The following is an 18,244-nucleotide window of genomic DNA, read 5'->3' on the forward strand; positions in this document are numbered from 1 at the left end:
AAGGACCCCATGCAATGAACCTCGTGCTCGAATGGCTTGCCGCCTTGCTGGTGGTGGTGGCGGCCTTCTTTTTGCTGGTGGGTGCCCTGGGCTTGGTGCGCCTGCCTGACTTCTACATGCGCCTGCATGCGCCCACCAAGTCGTCAACCTTGGGCGTCGGGGGCGTGTTGCTGGCGTCCATCATCGTGGCGGCCAGCCAAGGCCGCTTCGGCTTGGCCGAGTTGCTGATCACGCTGTTTGTCTTTGTGACGGCCCCGGTCTCGGCCAATTTGCTGGCGCAGGCCGCCCTGCACCAAAAGCTGCCTTCTCGGGCCGAAGCCCCCAGCGATTTGCCGCCCCAGGATCCTGAGGCCTCCGCCTGAGCCAGGCACGTGGGCGTGCGGCCCCGCGCCTGCTTGGCCTTGTCAGCGCATCACTCCCAAAACCGGGCAAATCCTGAGACGGGCTCACGCGCGGTCACCAGGCTGTTCTCGATGGCTGCGGGGTCGGCAAAGCCCAAGGCCATGCCGCAGACCACCATCTGCTCAGGGGGCAGCGACAACTCCTCTTCAATCACCCGGTGGAATTGCGTGAAGGCCGCTTGCGGGCAGGTGTCCAGCCCACGCCCGCGCGCGGCGATCATCACGCTCTGCAAGAACATGCCGTAATCCAGCCAACTGCCTTGCTGCATCACGCGGTCGATGGTGAAGATCAACCCCACCGGTGCGTCAAAGAAGCGGTAGTTGCGGGCGTGTTGGGCTTGCATGCGGGCTTTGTCATCTTTGGTGATGCCCAAGAGCGAATACAGATCCCAGCCCACTTTGCGGCGGCGGTCGATGTAGGGGCTGCGCCACTCGGTGGGGTAGTAGGCGTATTCCTCGCTGTGGGTGGCGCGTTGGGCCGGGTCGAGGTAGGCCGCCTCAATGCGTTGGGTCAAGGACTTCAATCGCTCACCCGTCAGCACATGCACCTGCCAGGGCTGGGTGTTGGTGCCGCTGGGTGCGCGCGCAGCCACCGCCAACAACTCCTCCAGGGTTTGACGCGGCACGGGCGTGGGCAAAAAGGCGCGGATCGAGCGGCGCGACTGAAGCGCTGCATCCACAGCGGCGGTCTGGGCAGCATCCACGCTGCGGTCTTGGGGCAAGGAAGTGGTCATCGGTGATGCTTCTGGGTCAAACAAAAAAGGTCAAAGCAAGGGCGTCAACGCCGCCTTCAAGGCCGTGGGCAGCGCTTGGGGGCGGCGCGTCTGGCGGCTCACATACACATGCACAAAGTGGCCGGCCGCTGCACTCCAAGGCGCACCGTGGGCAAACAGCCCAATCTCATAGCGCACGCTGGAGCCGCCCATTCGGGCCACGCGCAAGCCCGCCTCCACGGCTTGCGGAAAGGCCAGTGACTCAAAGTAATTGCATTGCGTCTCCACCACCAGGCCAATGACTTCGCCCTGGTGAATGTCCAAGGCGCCCGCTTCGATCAGATAGGCATTCACGGCCGTGTCGAAGTAGCTGTAGTAGACGACGTTGTTGACATGGCCGTACACATCGTTGTCCATCCACCGGGTTTGGATGGGGCGAAACAGCTTGAAGTCGCTGCGGGGCCGGGCCTGAGGGCGTGGCAAAGTGGGTGCGTCCGACATGGCTGGAAAGTTGTCGCGGAAGGCACCCATTTGAACAGCCTGCAGCCGCTGCTCAGGCTGGGGATGCCCCGAAGGCGAGCCTCAGGACCGCCAAGCCGCCCACGCTTGGGCCGCCAACTCCAGCGTGTGGTGTTGCAGGGCCACCGTGGTGTGGATGTCATGCCCATACCCCCCCGCCATGCTCAAGGCGACGGGGATTCGCCGCTCCCCCAGCCAACTCAGCACGCGGCGGTCCCGCGCCGCCAAGCCCTCGGCGCTCACCTTGAGCCGCCCCAGGCGGTCGCCTTCGTGCGGGTCGGCACCGGCCAGGTAGAAGGCCAAAGCGGGCCGTCCATCCCACCAGCGCTGCTCGATCTGCGCCAAGGCCTGATCCAGCGCGGCCAAGTAGGGGCCATCCTCGCAGCCATCGTCCAAGTCCACATCCAAGCGGCTGGCCACTTTGCGAAAGGGAAAGTTGCGCGCGCCGTGCATGGAAAAAGTGAAGACAGTGTCGTCCTCGGCAAAGATCTCGGCCGTGCCGTTGCCTTGGTGCACATCCAAATCAATCACCAGCACGTTCAAGCCTTGGGCCTGCAGCCGGTGCCACTCCGCCTGCATCTGGCGCGCCGCCACCGCCACATCATTGAAGACGCAAAAGCCCGAGCCCTTGTCAGCGTTGGCATGGTGCGTGCCCCCCGCCAAATTCGCCGCCACGCCCTCCACCAACGCGGCCCGCGCCGCAGCCACCGTGGCCCCCACTGAACGCCGCGCACGCTCGGCCATCCAAGGCGACCACGGAAAGCCGATCTCGCGCTGCTCGGCCGGCGAGAGCAAACCCTGCAGCACAGCCGTCACATAGCGTGGGCTGTGAGCCAAAAGCAGTTCAGCCTCGCTGGCTTCTGGCGCCTCATCCAAGCGGATGTGAGGTGACAGTGCCGCCACGCGTTCGCGCAGCAAGGCGTACTTGCTCATGGGAAAACGATGCCCGGGCGGCAGTGGCAGAACGAATCGGTCCGAGGTGTAGGCCAGCATGAGCCCATTGTGACGAGGGCGGCGCGAGGGCGTTGTCACCACCCCGTCACGGCCTTGGCGTACCGTCGGATTTAGGGGCTCACAACTATTTTGCTGCACTGCAACAAAAAACGCTTGCAATGCGCCAGCGGACCCTTAGAATACGAATCATGTTGCAGCGCACAATGAAAGTTGTTGAGTGAGCTGCCTGTGAGTTCCTAAACCGTTGAACCAGGAGATTTCTCATGCTGACCGCCGAACAAATCGTTGCCGCCCAGAAAGCCAACCTCGAAACTCTGTTTGACCTGACCAACAAGGCCTTCGAAGGCGTTGAGAAGCTGGTTGAGTTGAACCTGCAAGTGGCCAAGGCCTCCATGGGCGAAGCCGCTGAAACCACCAAGGCTGCCCTGGCTGTCAAGGACGCCCAAGAGCTGCTGAGCCTGCAAGCTGGCCTGCTCCAGCCGGCCGCTGAAAAGGCTGCCGCTTACAGCCGTCATCTGTATGACATCGCTGCGGCCACCAACGCCGAAGTGACCAAGGTGGCTGAAGCCCAAGTCGCTGACCTGCAAAAGAGCTTCACCGGCCTGGTCGACACCGCCGTGAAGAACGCTCCTGCTGGCACCGAAAACGCTGTGGCCTTGGTGAAGTCGGCTCTGGCCGCTGCCAACAACGCCTACGACAGCGTGCACAAGGCTGCCAAGCAAGCTGCTGAAGTGGCTGAAGCCAACTTCCAAGCTGTGAGCAACACCGCTGTCAAGGCCAGCCAGCAAGCCACCAAGGCTCGCCGCGCTGCCTAATTCAGACGCTGCGCCTCTGACCGAGGCGCAGGGCTGAAACGCCTGAAGTGCGACTCAGGCTCCGACCCGCCCCACGGCAGACGTGCGGCGGGTTTGTTTTCTAGCGGGTCAGGGCCGCAATCTTCTGCTTGATGGCAGGCAGTGCCGCCAAAGCCGCCTCTCGGCCCGAAGCAATGGCCTTATGGCGCGCCGTGAAGTCGGCACTGGAGACACCGGCGAGCGGCGGACGGATCACCACATCGGCATCCTTCAGCTCCCAGGTATTGATGCTGCGGCCCATGATGGCCACGGTCTGCATCAAGATGTCGATGGGCCCGGCCGTGGGCTTGCCCTCGGGGGGCGATGAGATATCGACCCCAATGACCAGGGTGGCACCCATCTGCCGGGCAAAGCGCACCGGCACCGGCGACACCAAACCGCCGTCCACATACTCACGCTCGGCAATCTTGACCGGCTGAAACACGGCCGGCACCGCACTCGACGCCCGCACCGCCGTGCCCACATCGCCGCGCTGGAACAAGATGGGCTGGCCGTCAGCCAAGTCGGTGGCGACGATGCCCAGCGGCAGCTTCATGCGCTCGATGGGCACGCCACCGGTTTGCGTGCGCATGTACTTGGCCAGGGCCTCGCCCTTGATCAGCCCGCGGCCCGGAAAGGCCCAGTCCGTCAGCGCCGATTCGTCCATGCCATCGGCCATCTTGGCCAATTCAGGGCCGCCGCGGCCGGACGCATAAAGCGCCGCCACCAAGCTGCCGGCCGAGGTGCCTACGACGAGGTCGGGCTTGATGCCATGCTCCTCCAAGACCTGGATCACCCCAATGTGGGCAAAGCCACGAGCCGCACCGCCCCCCAGCGCCAAGCCAATGCGCGGTGGCTTAGGCGGCGGCGGCGGAATGACGGACGGGGGCGGCTGCACAGGCGGCGGCGGCACGGGGGTTTGGCAGCCCACCAAGGCCAGGGCGGCCAGCCCCAAGCACCACTGGCGGCGGCCTGCCGAATGTGGTGCGGCAGAAGGATCAGAGGCATTCATCCGCCCATTCTAGGAAGAACGAAAAGCTTCTATATATCTGCAGAGAATTTATAAACACCAAGAATGTAGTTCTCAAGCATATAGAGAGTCCTTACAGTCGCCCCCAAAGCCCAAGAAGGGCGTCTTGAACACTCTCACTCCATGTACCAGTACACCGCTTTTGACCGCCAAGTCGTCCGCCAACGCGCGGCACAGTTCCGCGATCAGCTCGAACGCAATCTTGCGGGCGAACTGGCCGACGACGACTTCCGCCCCTTGCGCCTGCAAAACGGCTGGTATGTGCAGCGCCACGCCCCCATGCTGCGTGTGGCCGTGCCTTATGGCGAACTCTCCAGCAAACAACTGCGCCAACTGGCTCTGATCGCCCGCCAGTACGACCGCGGCTTTGGCCACTTCACCACCCGCCAAAACCTGCAGTACAACTGGATTCCGCTGCGCCAAGCGGCCGATGTGATGGACAAGCTGGCCGAAGTCGACATGCACGGCATCCAGACCAGCGGCAACTGCATCCGCAACATCACCTCCGATGCCCTGGCCGGCATCGCGCCCGACGAGATCGTTGACCCCCGCCCCTATTGCGAAATCCTGCGCCAGTGGAGCACCTTGCACCCTGAGTTCGCCCATTTGCCGCGCAAGTTCAAGATCGCGGTCAGCGGCGCCCAGGAAGACCGCGCCGCCATCGGCTGGCACGATGTGGGCCTGCAATTGCTGAAGAACGAGGCCGGAGAAGTCGGCTTCAAGGTGCTGGTGGGCGGCGGCATGGGCCGCACCCCCATCATCGGCTCGGTGATCAACGCCTTTGTGCCCTGGCAGCAGATCCTCGTCTACCTGGAAGCCATTGTTCGCGTCTATAACCGCTTTGGCCGCCGCGACAACCTCTACAAGGCCCGCATCAAGATCCTCGTCAAGGCTGAAGGCCAGGCCTTTTTTGACGCCGTCAACGCCGAGTTCGACAAGATCCTGACTCTGGACGCCGGCGGCCGCGAGCACATCATCCCGGTGTCCGAGCTGGAGCGCGTCAGCCGCTCCTTCCAAGACCCGGCGGGCGTGCGCCCCGCCACCAATAACTTCGACCCGCACCGCACCGGCAACCCCCAACCCGCTTTTCTGCGCTGGCTGGAGCGCAATGTGCAGCCGCATCGCGTGCCGGGCTACCGTGCCGTGACCTTGTCGCTCAAGCGCGTGGGCTTGGCCCCGGGTGACGCCACCGCCGATCAGATGGACGCCGCCGCCACCATGGCTGACCGCTACTCTTTGGGCGAGCTGCGCGTGACCCATGAGCAAAACCTGCTGCTGCCCTGGGTGCGCGAGGCGGACTTGGCTGCAGTCTGGCATGCCGCCAAAGAGGCCGGCTTTGCCACGCCCAACATCGGCCTGCTGACCGACATGATCGCCTGCCCCGGCGGCGACTTCTGCGCCTTGGCCAATGCCCGCTCCATCCCCGTGGCTGAAAGCATCACCGAGCGCTTCGACGACCTGGACGAGCTCTACGACCTGGGCCCGATTGACCTGCATATCAGCGGCTGCATGAACTCCTGCGGCCACCATCACACCGGCCACATCGGCATCCTCGGCATCGATAAAGACGGCGACGAGTGGTACCAGGTCTCGGTGGGCGGCTCCGATGGCAGCACGCTGAGCGGCGCCTCCACCCCCGGCAAGGTGATTGGCCCCTCCTTCGCGGCCGATGAAGTGCCCGATGTCATCGAGGCCTTGATCGAGGTCTATCGCCAGCAACGCTTGCCCGGCGAGCGCTTTGTGGACGCCGCCCGCCGCATTGGTGTGCCGCCGCTGCGCGCCGCCGCCGACGCCGTGCGCCGCACCACCGCCCGCACCGAATCCGCCGACCCTGCCCTGTCCATCTGAGCCCGAGCCCCAACATGCAATTCATTCATTCTCAAGACGATGTGTGGCAGCGCGTAGGCGGCGAAGACGGCCCTCAGCCCCACCCCAAGCCCCGGGCCAACGCCTTGCTGAGCTGGGAACAGTGGCACGCCGTGCGCGACACCTGGCCCCAAGGCCTTTCGGTGGGCGTGATCCTGCCGAATACGGTGGATGTGGAAGACCTCAGCGACGACCTGCCCCGCCTCAGCCTGCTGGCCTTGCAGTTCCCCAAGTGGACCGACGGCCGGGCTTACAGCCAAGCCCATGTGTTGCGCGCCCGCCTGCGCTTCAAGGGCGAGGTCCGCGCCGTGGGCGAGGTGCTGGTGGACATGATGCCCCTGCTGCACCGCGCTGGGTTCAATACCGTTCAACTCCGCCCTGACCAACGCGAAGCCAGCGCCCGCCGCGCGCTGAGCCTGGTGACCGAGAATTACCAAGGCGATGTGCACGTCACCCGCCCTGTGTTTGCGAGGACTGCCGCATGACTGCCCCCCACACCACCCCCGACGAGGACTTTGCCCCGTTGAACTTTGGCCCGTCGAGCGCGATTGACCTCTACGCACGCAAGACCGAAGGCTATGAGCAGCGCGTGGCGGACACCCTGGCTTTGCTGCAGCAAGCGGCTGCCGAGCACCCTGAGCAGATCGTGCTGGCCAATAGCCTGGGTGCCGAGGACATGGTGCTCACCGACCTGATCGCACGCCACCAGTTGCCCATCGCCCTGGGCACGCTGCAAACCGGCGCCCTCAACCCTGAAACCACCGCGCTGATCCCGGCTATCGAGCAGCGCTATGGCCTGAAGGTGGAGGTTTATGAGCCGCAGCACGAGGCAGTGGTGCACTTCGTCAAGACCCATGGCGACAAGGCCATGTACCAAAGCCTGGCCTTGCGCAAGAGCTGCTGCCAAGTCCGCAAGATGGAACCGCTGTCGCGCATGTTGGCCCAGCGCACGGCCTGGGTGACCGGCTTGCGCCGCGAGCAATCCGCCAACCGCGGTGCGGTGCCGCACCGTGAAGTCGAAGCCAACGGCCGCACCAAGTTCAACCCGCTGGCCGACTGGACTTGGGCCGACATCTGGCATTACATCGACACCCACAACGTGCCTTACAACGCCCTGCACGACCAGTTCATGCCCAGCATTGGCTGCGCGCCCTGCACCCGCGCGATTGCGGTGGGCGAGCCCTTCCGCGCTGGCCGTTGGTGGTGGGAAGACGAGGCTGCCAAGGAATGCGGCCTGCATGTCAAGGCCGTGAACACGGTGGCGGCATGAGCACGTCAGCCCTGAGCACGGGACCGCAGCCCGGCCATGTCTGCTTCATCGGCGCAGGCCCCGGTGCGGCCGACCTGATCACCTTGCGCGGCGCCAAAGCCTTGGGCCAGGCCACCGTGGTGCTGTTCGACGCCCTGACCGACCCCGGCTTTCAAGCCCTGGCACCGCAGGCGCTGTGGGTGGACGTGGGCAAGCGCGGCTTTTGCGACTCCACGGCCCAGGCCCACATCAATGCCTTGCTGGTGCACTACGGCCGCCAGGGTGAGCGCGTGGCCCGCCTCAAAGGCGGTGACCCCAGCGTCTTTGGCCGCCTCGAAGAAGAGATCGAGGCCTTGGCGGCGGCCGGCCTGAGCTATGTGGTCATCCCCGGCATCACCGCCGCCTTGGCCGCCGCCGCCGCCACCGGCCGCCCGCTGACCCGGCGCGGCTGGGGCCGCAGCGTGGCCCTGTCTACCGCCATGACGCGTGAAGGTGCCTTCACCGCCGGGCAGCGCGCTGACACCGAAGTGTTTTACATGGCGGGCCGCCAGTTGGCCGCCCTCTCGCGCCGCCTGCTGGAGGCCGGCTGGGCGGCGGACACGCCGGTGCTGGTGGTCTCGCGGGCCGGTTGTGCAGACCAGTCTCAGTCGGACCACACCGTGGCCACCCTGGCTGCCGCTGTGGTGCTGCATGCCGGCCGCCCCACCGTGGTGACGGTGGGCGTGGGTGCCCGCGCGCTGAGCCCTCAAGCACCTGCGGCAGGGGCGGATCTCAGCGAGATTGAGGGTCATCACGCCGAGGCGCTCGCCAGCACCTAAAATCCATTGTTTTTCGGCACTTGCTGGCGTGCCGCCTGCCGCCAGACTGCTGCCCACACCATTTCCTAGACCGAGGCTTTGGCCTCATCCAAAAACTTCTCGACCATGACCCACGTCGTCACCGAAGCCTGCATCCGCTGCAAGTACACCGACTGCGTCGACGTTTGCCCCGTCGACTGCTTCCGCGAAGGCCCGAACTTCCTGGCCATTGATCCGGATGAGTGCATCGACTGCGCCGTCTGCATCCCCGAGTGCCCGGTCAACGCCATCCTGCCCGAAGAAGATGTGCCCGGTGACCAACAGGCCTACATCAAGCTCAACGCCGACTTGGCCAAAAAGTGGCCCAGCATCACCAAGCGCAAGGCCGCGCTGCCCGATGCCGACGAGTGGAAAGACCGCAAGAACAAGCTGGATCAACTGATCCGCTGAGCTCCTCCCCACCACGCTTCAAAGCCCGCTGTTCAGCGGGCTTTTTGCTGGGCGGCTTAAAATGTTCGTCTGTTGTGGCTCAGCGCGTCTGGGCCACAGCGTCGCTAGGGGTGTTGTCAGCACAGCTTGCTGTGCTGCCGACTGAGACAGTCCCTTTGAACCTGATTGAGGTAATCCTCGCGCAGGGAAGCCATCGAACCGTTGTGGGCTCCGCTTTTTGCGGCCCCCACTCAAAGTCTCCCGATGTTGCCCACCTGCCATCAACGCATGAGTTGCGATGGCACACACTGCTTTTTCCTCCCGCGCCTGGGGCTTGGCCCTGGCACCCTTGTTCACGCTGAACTTCCCGCTGCATGCGCTGGCCCAAGCCAGTGCTGAGGCCGCCAAGCCTGAGTCGGTCACCGTCACCGGCCGCTACGAGGCGCCGCCTGCGCAGATGGCCGGTTTTGGCGAGGTGCCGCTGGCCCGCACACCGCTGCAGGTCACCAGCATCAACACCACGGCCCTGCGCGATCTCGGCATCGACACCCTGGGCGAGATCACCAAGCTCGATGCGAGCATCAGTGATGCTTACAACGCACCAGGCTATTGGTCGTCGGTACGCGTGCGCGGCTTTCAACTCGATAACCGCAACAACTACCGCCGCGACGGCCTGCCCATCAGCGGCGAAACCTCGCTGATGCTGGACAACAAAGAGCGCCTCGAGGTGCTCAAGGGCATCAGCGGCGCCCAAGCGGGCCTGAGCAGCCCCGCAGGCTTGGCCAATCTGGTCGTGAAGCGCCCGCGCGGTCATGCCACCAGCCTGCTGCTGGGCTGGACCGAAAAAGCCAGCCTGAAAGCTGCCGTGGATGTGGACCGCCAATTGGGCGCCGCGGGCAGCGAAGACAGCCTCGGCCTTCGCGTGAATGCCGCCTACGAGAAACTAGAGCCTCAGCTTCGTAACGCCAAAGGTGAGCGAGGCCTCTTGGCCGCAACCCTGCAAGCCAAACCCAGCCGCGACGATGTGCTGGACGCGGAAGTCGAGTGGAGCCGCCAGTCTCAGCCCAGCGTCCCCGGGTTCAGCCTCTTGGGCACGCGCCTGCCCAGCGCGGATGAGTTTGACCCGCGCTTGAACCTGAATAACCAGTCCTGGAGCCAGCCCGTGGTGTTTGAGGGCCAAACCGCCAGCCTGCGCTGGACGCGGGCCTTGAGCAAAGACTGGCAGTTCACAGCCCATGCCGTCAGCCAACACCTGCACACCGACGACCGCCTGGCCTTCCCCTATGGCTGCAGCGCCGAGAACAACTACGACCGCTATTGCAGCGACGGCAGCTTCGACCTCTATGACTTCCGCAGCGAAGGCGAGCGCCGCCGCACCCAAGCGCTGGCCTTGAATCTTGAAGGCCAGTGGCGCACGGCCCACCTGAAGCACCACCTCTCGACCGGCCTGCAATGGAGCCAGCTCACCGCACGCTTTGGCCGCCAAGCTTATAACTGGGCCGGCGTGGGCCAGGTGGATGGCAGCGTGCAAGTGCCCGCCGCGCCGGATCTGACCGATGAGAACACCCAGCGCGATGAACGCAGCCTGGAATGGCACCTGCGTGACCGCATGGAGCTGGCCCAGGACTGGAGCCTGTGGCTGGGTCTGCGTGCAAGCCAACTCGACCGCAGCAGCGTGCGCACCGACGGCAGCCGCGCCATCCGCTATGAGCAACGCTTTGCGACGCCTTGGCTGGCCGCGACCTGGCAATTGAGCCCGGAGACCATGGCCTATGCCAGTGCGGGTCAAGGGGTGGAGACCGACGTGACCCCAAACCGCTCGCGCTACACCAACCCTGGCGAGCCCCTGCCGGCGCTCAAGAGCACCCAGTATGAACTGGGCCTCAAGCACAACAGCAAGGCGCTGGGCTGGGGGGTGACCCTGTTTGACATCCAGCGTCCCGTGGCCGCTGACTTTGGGGAGTGCGACCTTGAACGCAGTTGTACCCGCCGCATCGATGGCCATGAGCGGCACCGTGGCCTAGAAGCCAACGCCGACTCCCGCTGGGGCGCCTGGAGCTTGCGCGGCAGTGCGCTGTGGCTGCAAGCCCGCCGCGAAGGCAGCGCCACGGCCAGCATCAATGGCTTGGTGCCTACCAACGTGGCCCAGCGCAGCCTGCGCGTGATGGCGGCCCATCAACTGGCCGCCCTGCCCGGCCTGACCCTGCAAGCCCAACTGGCCCACGAAGGACCGCGCTTTGTGCTGCCGGACAACAGCCTGCAAGTCGCGTCGTGGACCACCACCAGCCTATCGGCCCGCTACAGCCTGAAGGCCGCAGGGGCAGAGTGGCTGCTGCGCACGGGCTTGGACAATGTCTTTGACCGCCGTGCTTGGCAAGAAACACCTTATCAGTACGGCCACAGCTACCTCTACCCGCTGGCGCCGCGCACCTGGCGGGCCTCGCTGCAAGTGAATTTGTAAGGCGAGTTCGCGAAGCAGCGAATTTTCTGCCTATAATCTGAGGCTTCACTTCCCCGATAGCTCAGTCGGTAGAGCGCCGGACTGTTAATCCGTAGGTCCCTGGTTCGAGCCCAGGTCGGGGAGCCAAGTGAACCTGATTCGTTAGCGTACCGATCAATTCCTCGATAGCTCAGTCGGTAGAGCGCCGGACTGTTAATCCGTAGGTCCCTGGTTCGAGCCCAGGTCGAGGAGCCAAATCAAAAAGCCGCCCACTGCATGCAGGGGCGGCTTTTTTATGGGCCAGTCCAGGCGCTAGGCCATGGGCAACAAGACCTGAGCTTGCGTGCCCTCACCCAAGGTGCTGTTCAAGACCAGCTGCCCTCGCAGCAGTTCCGCCACCTCTTGGGCCAAGCTCAGCCCCAAGCCGGCGCCGGGCACATGGCCGCTCTTGTCGGCCCGCCAGAAGCGCTCCGTGGCATGGCCCAATTGCTCGGCATCCATGCCGATCCCTTGGTCACACACGCTGATGGACAGCCCGCTGTGCCCTCCCAACGTCGCCGCTGTGCCCAGCCGGATCACCACCGGCGTGGGCGCTGCAGAGTACTTGTAGGCGTTGGAGAGCAGGTTGCGCAGCACTTGCTTCACCTCGGTCGGGTCGGACTGGGCCACCCACGGCCCCGGCCCCGCCTCCAAGAGGGGCGCCAGTCGGTCGGGGGGCACGGGATACTCGCTGATGACCTCAGACACCAGCAGGTGCAGATCGACAGGTTCCAAGTCGAAGGCTTGCCCACCTCGCGCATCGATGCGGGCCATGTCCAGCAGTTCATTGACGATGGTCATCAACACTTCGCACTGGCGATAGATGGTCGCCAGCATCTTTTTCTGCCGCTCGGGCGGCATGTCGTAATTCAGCAGCAGCTCGGTATAGCCATAGACGCTGGCCAGCGGCGTGCGCAGCTCATGGGCTGCCGCCGTCAGGAAGTCCGCCTTGATCTGCTCGGCCTCCAGCTCCACCGTCACATCGCGCACGCGCAGCAAGTGGGTGCCTTCGGTGTCGCTGCCTTCGCTGGCACCACCTGCAGCCGTGACGGCCTGGTGCCATGAGAACTCCACCGTGCGCCCCGGCGAGGCCGTGACACCGGTCTGCACCGAGCCCTCGTGCAAAGTCGCCTCATCCAAGCGCAGATCCGCTTGCGTGCTGAGTTGGCTCAGCGTCTGCAACACGGCCTGCAAGGTCTGGCCCATGGCCGCCTGCACGTCCAAGCCGGTCAGGCGACCGACGGCGTCGCTGGAAAAACGCAGGCGATAGTCCTCGTCAAACGACAAGAAGCCATCCGGGCTGATGGCAGCAATCGCCCCCAACTCTTCTTGGCGGCGTCGGATGTCCGCCTGAATGCGCTTGCTGTCGTCAATGTCGTGCATGGAGCCAGCGATGCGGCTGTGCAGCGCACTGCCATCACGGAACACTTTGCCAAGCAGCTTGAACCAACGATAGGCGCCGCTCTTGGTCTTGAGGCGGCACTCCACGTTCAGGTGCGGCGCATCGTCGAGGGCTCCACCCAGTGCCTCGAAGTAAGAGGCCTGATCGTCTTCATGCACCAGGGTGTCGAACACGGCCAGGTCCGCGGAAATTTCACCCGGGCTGTAACCCAACATGCGATAGAACTGCGGCGACCACCACATGGTTTGGCTGTGCGTGTCCAGCCAGTCCCAGAGCGCTTGGCTGCCGCCTTCCAGGGCCAAGTCCAAGCGCTCTTGGCTGCGCTTCAGGTCATCAATGTCTTGCAGCGAGCCCGCCATGCGCCGGTGCTCGCCGTGTTCGTCGCGCAGCACCTTGGCGCGCGAGCGGAACCAGCGGTAGCCGCCGGCCTTGGTGAGCAGGCGAAACTCCACCCGATACTCCGCGCCGCCTTCCAAGGCCTGCGCGAGCGCCGTGAACGTCGCCTCCTGATCGTCGGGGTGGAGCAGGCTGTCGAAGCTCACCAAGCTGGGCTCGATCTCGCCCGCCTCATAGCCCAACAAGCCCACAAATTCCGGCGACCACCACATGTCTTGGCTGTGCGTGTCCAGCCAGTCCCACAGGCCGTCATTGCCGCCCTCCAAGGCGATCCGCAAGCGATCATTGCTTTCGCTCAGGCGCTCCTGGGCGCCCCGCTGAGCCGTCATGTCTGACGCGACGAACATGATGGGGCCCAGCGCATCAGGCACCACGCGCCAGCAGGACACCTCCATCCACAAAGGTTGGCGCTGCGGGCGCGCAAAGCAGACCAGCCCACAGGCTTGGCTCGCTGCGCCCGATTGGCTCAGCGTCTGCCAAGCAGTTGGGCCTTGCCAAGCACTCACCCAGGCTCTGAGATCGCTGCCCAGAAGGTGCGTCAAGTCGTCTTCGAACGCTTGTGCGAAAGCCGCATTGGCCCAAACCAGGTGACCCTCGGTGTCGGCGGCAAAAGCGGGCAAGTGCCAGTGCTCCATGAACTGAACACCCACGGGCGACGCCGCGAGCACGACTTCCATCGGTGCGCGATCCGTCATCCTGGCCCTCTAGTTGGTTCAGCGTTCATCTGGAGAGGGTTTTCGGCCAATCCATGGGCCTTGTGTAGGACATATGTCAGTGCGCTCCGCAGCGGCCCAAGGCCCAGAATCGCAATGCGAAGGAAACACCCTGTCACCGCTGAAGAATGCGCACGCCGAGAGCCAGCGCGCCGCGCAAGGAATGCGAGTTCAGCGTGCATATTGCTCAAGAGTGCCCCCAACAGACCGATAGGACGTCATGAACTTAGGAGGGTTACGTCACACCGTGCGACACGCCTGCGTCGCAGTCTTGCTGGCGCTGGGCACGTTCGTGCACTCGCGCTCAGAGACGCAGGCCATCGACCAAGAGATCGAGCGCATCGTGGGCCAGCCCAGCACAGAGACGCCGGCCATGCGGGTGGCCTTGCAAAAGCTGCTGCAGACGGCTGCCCCGCAAGACAAACCCAAACTTCTGCTGGCCTTGGGCTTGGTGAGGCCACCCAACACCCCGGTCGGCCCGGAACTGTTTGACGAACTGAAGCGTCTGGACAATGCCGATGCACGGGTGGCCTCTGGGATTCTGCAAGCCACCATGGAGGCGCATGCCGAGGCAGCCAAGCGTTGGCTGCGTGATGCCATGGCGGACATGACACCGGATGTCGACGACATGATTCGCCTGCGCTTGCTGGACCTGCTGAGCGCCGTCGAGGAAGAAACGGGGCATTTTGAAGAGGCGCTGAGGCTGCGCCTGCAATGCCTCGAAGTCACCGAGAGAGTCGGTAATGAACGGCGCATCATCCTCACACGCTCGTCCGTGGCCTTGCTGTACCTGAATTCGCAAGACCTGAAAGCGGCCCGTGCTTTCAACACCAAGGCGCTGGCCCAGGCGCGAGCCTTCGGCCATCCGGAGCTCTTGGCGCAGGTGCTCAACACCCAAGCCTTTGTGGAAGCCGACTCCGGCGATTCCGTCACCGGCCTGCTGTACATGCAAGAAGCGCTGAAGCTGATGGAGCAGCTCGGCAACCCCCACGGATTGGCCCTGTTCTTGGCCAATGCCGCAGACTTCAGCCTGAAGAGCCAAAACGCAAGCCTGGCCACGCAGCAATCAGAGCAGGCCTTGCGCATGGGGCGTGAGCTGGACGACAAATATGTGATGTCAGTCGCCTTGTCCAACTTGGCCATGGCCAAGATCATGCAGGGCCAGTTTGAGACCGCCAAAGCTCGGCTGAACGAGGCGATCCACATCGACGAAGAACTGGGCCAGATCAGCGCGAAGTCCGGGCGGCTATTTGAAGCAGCCGGCTACTTTGAGCGCGCTGGCGACCTCAAGACTGCGCTGAATCTCTACCTTCAGCATCGTCAACTGGCAGACCAATTGTTCAAGGAGAAGCAGCAGCGAGCCATGCTGGAGATGCAGGCCAGCTATGAACGCAAAGAGCGCATGCGAGAGCTGCGATGGCTGCGCGAGGAGTCTGCCCTGCAAGAGGCCAGCCTGGAGGGGGAGCAGCTTCAAGAACGTACTTGGCTGGTCATCGCCATCGTCAGCGCCTTGACGATGGCCCTGCTGGCCCGCCTTTGGCGCCAAACCCAACGCACCAATCAGCAACTCGCACAGGTCAATGCCCAGTTGTTGGTTCAGAGCGAACGCGACCCGCTCACCGGGCTGGCCAACCGCCGCCGAGCCGCGCAGGTGATGGCCGAGCAACAGCGGGATGGCCGCTGGCAGGGCTGCTTGATGCTGATCGACCTGGATCACTTCAAACGCATCAACGACGAGTTCGGCCATGCCGCCGGCGATGCCGTGCTGGTGGGGGTGGCGAGCCGCTTGAGCGCCGCCGTCCGCTCCGACGACTTGGTGGTGCGCTGGGGCGGCGAAGAGTTCCTGATCGCCACCCACATGGCCACGCCGAGCGATGCCGAGCACCTGGCCCAGCGTGTGCTCGACAGCCTCAGCGAAGCGCCTGTGCAGCACGAACGCCGCAGCATCGCCATCACCGCATCCGTGGGTTATGCCTGCTTCCCCATCGGCCCAGGCCAGCTCATGCTGCCGTGGGAACGCGCGGTGGATGTGGTCGACACGGCGCTCTACCTGGCCAAAGCCCACGGGCGCAACCGCGCTTACGGGGTCAAGACCGATCGCATCGCCCATGAAGGCGAGCTCTTGGCGCTGGCCTCTACGCTCGAAGAAGCCTGGCGCAAAGGGGATGTCGACCTGCAGCTCCTAGAAGGCCATGCTGAAGCCCAGACGCGGGGAGTGGCCGCATGAAGTGGGCCGCCTTGCTGTTGCTGGCCTTCGGCATCGCCCCCTGCGCCCAAGCCACCGCCTTGACGGACACGCTGGACAAGCTCGAGCGGCAAGGCCGCGAATCGCCGGAGCCTGCGCTCAAGGCCCTGGAAGCCTTGAAGGTGAGCCGTCCGGACGATGAGTTCCGGCGGCAAGTCACCAAGGGCTTGATCTTGGCCGCCAACGGCCGAGCCAAAGAAGCCAGAGCCCTCGCAGACGCCTTGCGGCAAGCCAACCCGGTGCCCGGTGACAGCGATGGACAGGCCGCTGCCGACATGGTGCTGGCACAGCTCGCGCAAGTTGAGGCACAGCCTGAGGCCACAGCGAGGTTGGCTCAGTCGGGCTTGGCGCGGCTGCAGTCTGCCTGCGCCCAACAAGCCCCAACGTGTGGCTGGCGCCTGCGCTGGCAGCTCGAAATGCTGGCCAGCGGGGCCGCACGCATCCGTGGGCTCGACCATGACGCCCAGCAGTTGGCAGACAGCGCCCTGACCATTGCACAAGCCCACCAAGACCCTTACCGGCAATCCTTGTCAACGCTGTCACTGGCCATCCAAGCCATGCGGGTCGATGAGCTGGACGCCGCCGAGGCACGCCTGCGAGAGGCCCGCCAGTGGGCCGAGCGCTCTCAAGAGCCCGACATGAAGGTGCGTGTCCTGATGTTCACCGCAGAGCTGCATCAGCGTCGCAACGATCTGCCAGGCGTCCAGATGCACCTGCGCGAGGCTTTGGCGCTGGCCCAGTCGGCCCAGTTGACCCGCCAGACCAGCAATCTGTGGATCAATCTCTCAGACTGGGCCTTGAACGCTGGCCGGCCGCAAGAAGCCATCCGAATGCTGAACCAGGCCCACCACGGTGTGCGCGCCCTCAACGACCGCCGGCTGGAAGCAACGCTTCACCACAACCTGGGCATGGCACGGATTGCACTGGGCCAGATCGCTGCCGGCAAGCGTGAGGTCGAAATGGGGCTGGCGTTGTGGGAAGGCTCGGGCGCGCATGATGAGCTGGCCGCCTGCTTGCAGGAGTACAGCGAAGCCCTGGCGCGGGTGGGTGACACCTCGGGCGCACTCTCGGCCTATCACCGCGAGCGCAAGCTCAAACGAGAGGCCATGGCTGCCGACCGCGAGACCGCGCTGGCCAGCCTGCACAACCGCTTTGAGCGCGACGCCCAAAAGCGCGAGATCGAACTCCAAGCGCGTGAGAACGCTGTGCAGCGTGTGCGCCTGGATAACCACCAAGCCAGGCAACGCCTCTGGGTTTGGCTGGCCGTGCTGGCTGGCTTGATCATGGTGGTGCTGGGCCTGCTGGTCAGGCGCATGCGGCAGGCGCAACAGCTCTTGCGGCGCCGCCAAGACGACTTGCGCGTGCAAAGCGAACAAGACAGCCTGACGGGCTTGGCCAACCGACGCTGCCTGCAACGCAGCCTGCAGGCGGCACAGGGCAGCAGGGGCGAGTATTGCGGCGGCTTGTTGTTGATCGACCTCGATCATTTCAAACGCATCAACGACGACTACGGACACAGCGGCGGTGACCTGGTGCTCAAAGAGGTGGCGCGCCGGCTCTCAGGCCTGATGGGCCCGGGCGATGTGCTCGGCCGCTGGGGCGGTGAGGAGTTCGCCATCCACCTGAACCCTGCCCAGCCTGCCCGAGGAGCCCAGATGGCCCAAGCCGTCTTGGCGGCCATCGGCGAGCGGCCGTTTGAGCTGCCTACGGTGTCGCTCACCGTCACCGCGTCGGTGGGATTCGGAGCCTTCCCGCTCTCGCCTGACAGCTTGCTGATCCGGTGGGAGCAAGCCTTGAACCTGGCTGACATGGCGCTCTACCTGGCCAAAACCCAGGGCCGCAATCAAGCCCTGGGCATCCGCGGCTTGCAGGTCGATGGCCCAGAGGCACTGGCCGACATTGAGGCCGATTTTGACGACGCGCGGCGTTCGGGCAAAGTGCAGTTGCAGGCCGTGGCCGGCCCCGCATTGCACAATCCCGCTCATGCCAGCCAGACGCCTTCGCCTCGCCTTGTTGAAGCTGATGGCGCTGTGCGCCCTGAGCGGGCCGCTGTGCCAAGTGAGTGCCCAGAGCCGGGACACCACGGAGCTGAATCTGGCGAATCAAGCCGAGCTTGAGCAGGTCGCGGGCCTTGGGCCGCAGTGGGCTGAGCGATTGCTGCAAGCGCGCAGCCAAGGCCTGTTCGTCGATTGGGCGGATGCCCAGCGTCGCATCAAAG

At 64.6% G+C, this 18,244-nt stretch carries 15 protein-coding genes, 2 tRNA genes and 1 riboswitch; of the genes, 12 read left to right on the forward strand and 5 right to left on the reverse strand.

Annotation, left to right across the window (positions count from 1 at the left end):
• Positions 1 to 14: 14 nt before the first annotated feature.
• Positions 15 to 362: a Na+/H+ antiporter subunit G gene (locus KAK11_RS16110; protein ID WP_210810250.1), complete on the forward strand. Its 348-nt coding sequence runs from the start codon at positions 15 to 17 to the stop codon at positions 360 to 362.
• Between the two features lie 50 nt (positions 363 to 412).
• Here the strand turns inward: KAK11_RS16110 and KAK11_RS16115 are convergent, their stop codons facing one another.
• From KAK11_RS16115 to KAK11_RS16125, 3 genes are all read right to left on the reverse strand, one after another.
• Complete coding sequence (locus KAK11_RS16115; protein WP_210810251.1) at positions 413 to 1,135, reverse strand: nitroreductase; 723 nt, start codon at positions 1,133 to 1,135, stop codon at positions 413 to 415.
• 30 nt (positions 1,136 to 1,165) lie between these two features.
• Positions 1,166 to 1,615, reverse strand: coding sequence for an acyl-CoA thioesterase (locus KAK11_RS16120; protein ID WP_246499084.1), 450 nt, complete (start codon positions 1,613 to 1,615; stop codon positions 1,166 to 1,168).
• Positions 1,616 to 1,696: 81 nt separating this feature from the next.
• Complete coding sequence (locus KAK11_RS16125) at positions 1,697 to 2,626, reverse strand: histone deacetylase family protein (RefSeq protein WP_210810253.1); 930 nt, start codon at positions 2,624 to 2,626, stop codon at positions 1,697 to 1,699.
• Positions 2,627 to 2,850: 224 nt separating this feature from the next.
• Here KAK11_RS16125 and KAK11_RS16130 point away from each other — a divergent pair, with 224 nt between their 5' ends.
• Positions 2,851 to 3,402 carry a phasin family protein gene (locus KAK11_RS16130; RefSeq protein ID WP_210810255.1) on the forward strand — a complete coding sequence of 184 codons (552 nt, stop codon included), beginning with the start codon at positions 2,851 to 2,853 and terminating at the stop codon, positions 3,400 to 3,402.
• Positions 3,403 to 3,502: 100 nt separating this feature from the next.
• Here KAK11_RS16130 and KAK11_RS16135 read toward each other — a convergent pair whose 3' ends face one another.
• Positions 3,503 to 4,432 carry a patatin-like phospholipase family protein gene (locus KAK11_RS16135; protein ID WP_210810256.1) on the reverse strand — a complete coding sequence of 310 codons (930 nt, stop codon included), beginning with the start codon at positions 4,430 to 4,432 and terminating at the stop codon, positions 3,503 to 3,505.
• Positions 4,433 to 4,573: 141 nt separating this feature from the next.
• Here KAK11_RS16135 and KAK11_RS16140 point away from each other — a divergent pair, with 141 nt between their 5' ends.
• The 8 genes from KAK11_RS16140 to KAK11_RS16175 all read left to right on the forward strand — a co-directional run bounded on the left by KAK11_RS16140 (position 4,574) and on the right by KAK11_RS16175 (position 11,486).
• Positions 4,574 to 6,298, forward strand: a complete 1,725-nt coding sequence (locus tag KAK11_RS16140) for a nitrite/sulfite reductase (RefSeq protein WP_210810257.1) — start codon at positions 4,574 to 4,576, stop codon at positions 6,296 to 6,298.
• A 14-nt stretch (positions 6,299 to 6,312) separates the two neighbouring features.
• Positions 6,313 to 6,801: a DUF934 domain-containing protein gene (locus KAK11_RS16145; protein WP_210810258.1), complete on the forward strand. Its 489-nt coding sequence runs from the start codon at positions 6,313 to 6,315 to the stop codon at positions 6,799 to 6,801.
• Positions 6,798 to 7,586 carry a phosphoadenylyl-sulfate reductase gene (locus KAK11_RS16150; RefSeq protein ID WP_210810259.1) on the forward strand — a complete coding sequence of 263 codons (789 nt, stop codon included), beginning with the start codon at positions 6,798 to 6,800 and terminating at the stop codon, positions 7,584 to 7,586. Before KAK11_RS16145 ends, KAK11_RS16150 begins: the two co-directional genes overlap by 4 nt.
• Positions 7,583 to 8,383: a uroporphyrinogen-III C-methyltransferase gene (gene cobA, locus KAK11_RS16155; protein WP_210810261.1), complete on the forward strand. Its 801-nt coding sequence runs from the start codon at positions 7,583 to 7,585 to the stop codon at positions 8,381 to 8,383. The genes KAK11_RS16150 and cobA overlap by 4 nt, the downstream gene beginning before the upstream one ends.
• Before the next feature lie 105 nt (positions 8,384 to 8,488).
• On the forward strand, positions 8,489 to 8,812 hold the full coding sequence (gene fdxA / locus KAK11_RS16160) for a ferredoxin FdxA (protein ID WP_210810262.1): 324 nt from the start codon (positions 8,489 to 8,491) through the stop codon (positions 8,810 to 8,812).
• Positions 8,813 to 8,908: 96 nt separating this feature from the next.
• Positions 8,909 to 9,017, forward strand: a riboswitch (TPP riboswitch).
• A 72-nt stretch (positions 9,018 to 9,089) separates the two neighbouring features.
• Positions 9,090 to 11,252 carry a TonB-dependent siderophore receptor gene (locus KAK11_RS16165; protein WP_210810263.1) on the forward strand — a complete coding sequence of 721 codons (2,163 nt, stop codon included), beginning with the start codon at positions 9,090 to 9,092 and terminating at the stop codon, positions 11,250 to 11,252.
• A gap of 50 nt (positions 11,253 to 11,302) precedes the next feature.
• Positions 11,303 to 11,378 (forward strand) — tRNA-Asn (locus KAK11_RS16170).
• A gap of 32 nt (positions 11,379 to 11,410) precedes the next feature.
• Positions 11,411 to 11,486, forward strand: a tRNA-Asn gene (locus KAK11_RS16175).
• A gap of 57 nt (positions 11,487 to 11,543) precedes the next feature.
• Here the strand turns inward: KAK11_RS16175 and KAK11_RS16180 are convergent.
• The gene (locus KAK11_RS16180; protein WP_210810265.1) at positions 11,544 to 13,745 is read right to left on the reverse strand and encodes a PAS domain-containing sensor histidine kinase; all 2,202 of its coding nucleotides are present in this window, start codon (positions 13,743 to 13,745) and stop codon (positions 11,544 to 11,546) included.
• A gap of 283 nt (positions 13,746 to 14,028) precedes the next feature.
• Here KAK11_RS16180 and KAK11_RS22230 point away from each other — a divergent pair, with 283 nt between their 5' ends.
• Together KAK11_RS22230 and KAK11_RS16190 are read left to right on the forward strand one after the other, a co-directional pair.
• Positions 14,029 to 16,008, forward strand: coding sequence for a GGDEF domain-containing protein (locus KAK11_RS22230; protein ID WP_210810266.1), 1,980 nt, complete (start codon positions 14,029 to 14,031; stop codon positions 16,006 to 16,008).
• On the forward strand, positions 16,005 to 18,143 hold the full coding sequence (locus KAK11_RS16190; RefSeq protein WP_210810267.1) for a tetratricopeptide repeat-containing diguanylate cyclase: 2,139 nt from the start codon (positions 16,005 to 16,007) through the stop codon (positions 18,141 to 18,143). The genes KAK11_RS22230 and KAK11_RS16190 overlap by 4 nt, the downstream gene beginning before the upstream one ends.
• The last annotated feature ends 101 nt before the right edge of the window (positions 18,144 to 18,244 follow it).

Source organism: Ideonella paludis, assembly GCF_018069865.1.
GTDB classification, from domain to species: domain Bacteria; phylum Pseudomonadota; class Gammaproteobacteria; order Burkholderiales; family Burkholderiaceae_C; genus Ideonella; species Ideonella paludis.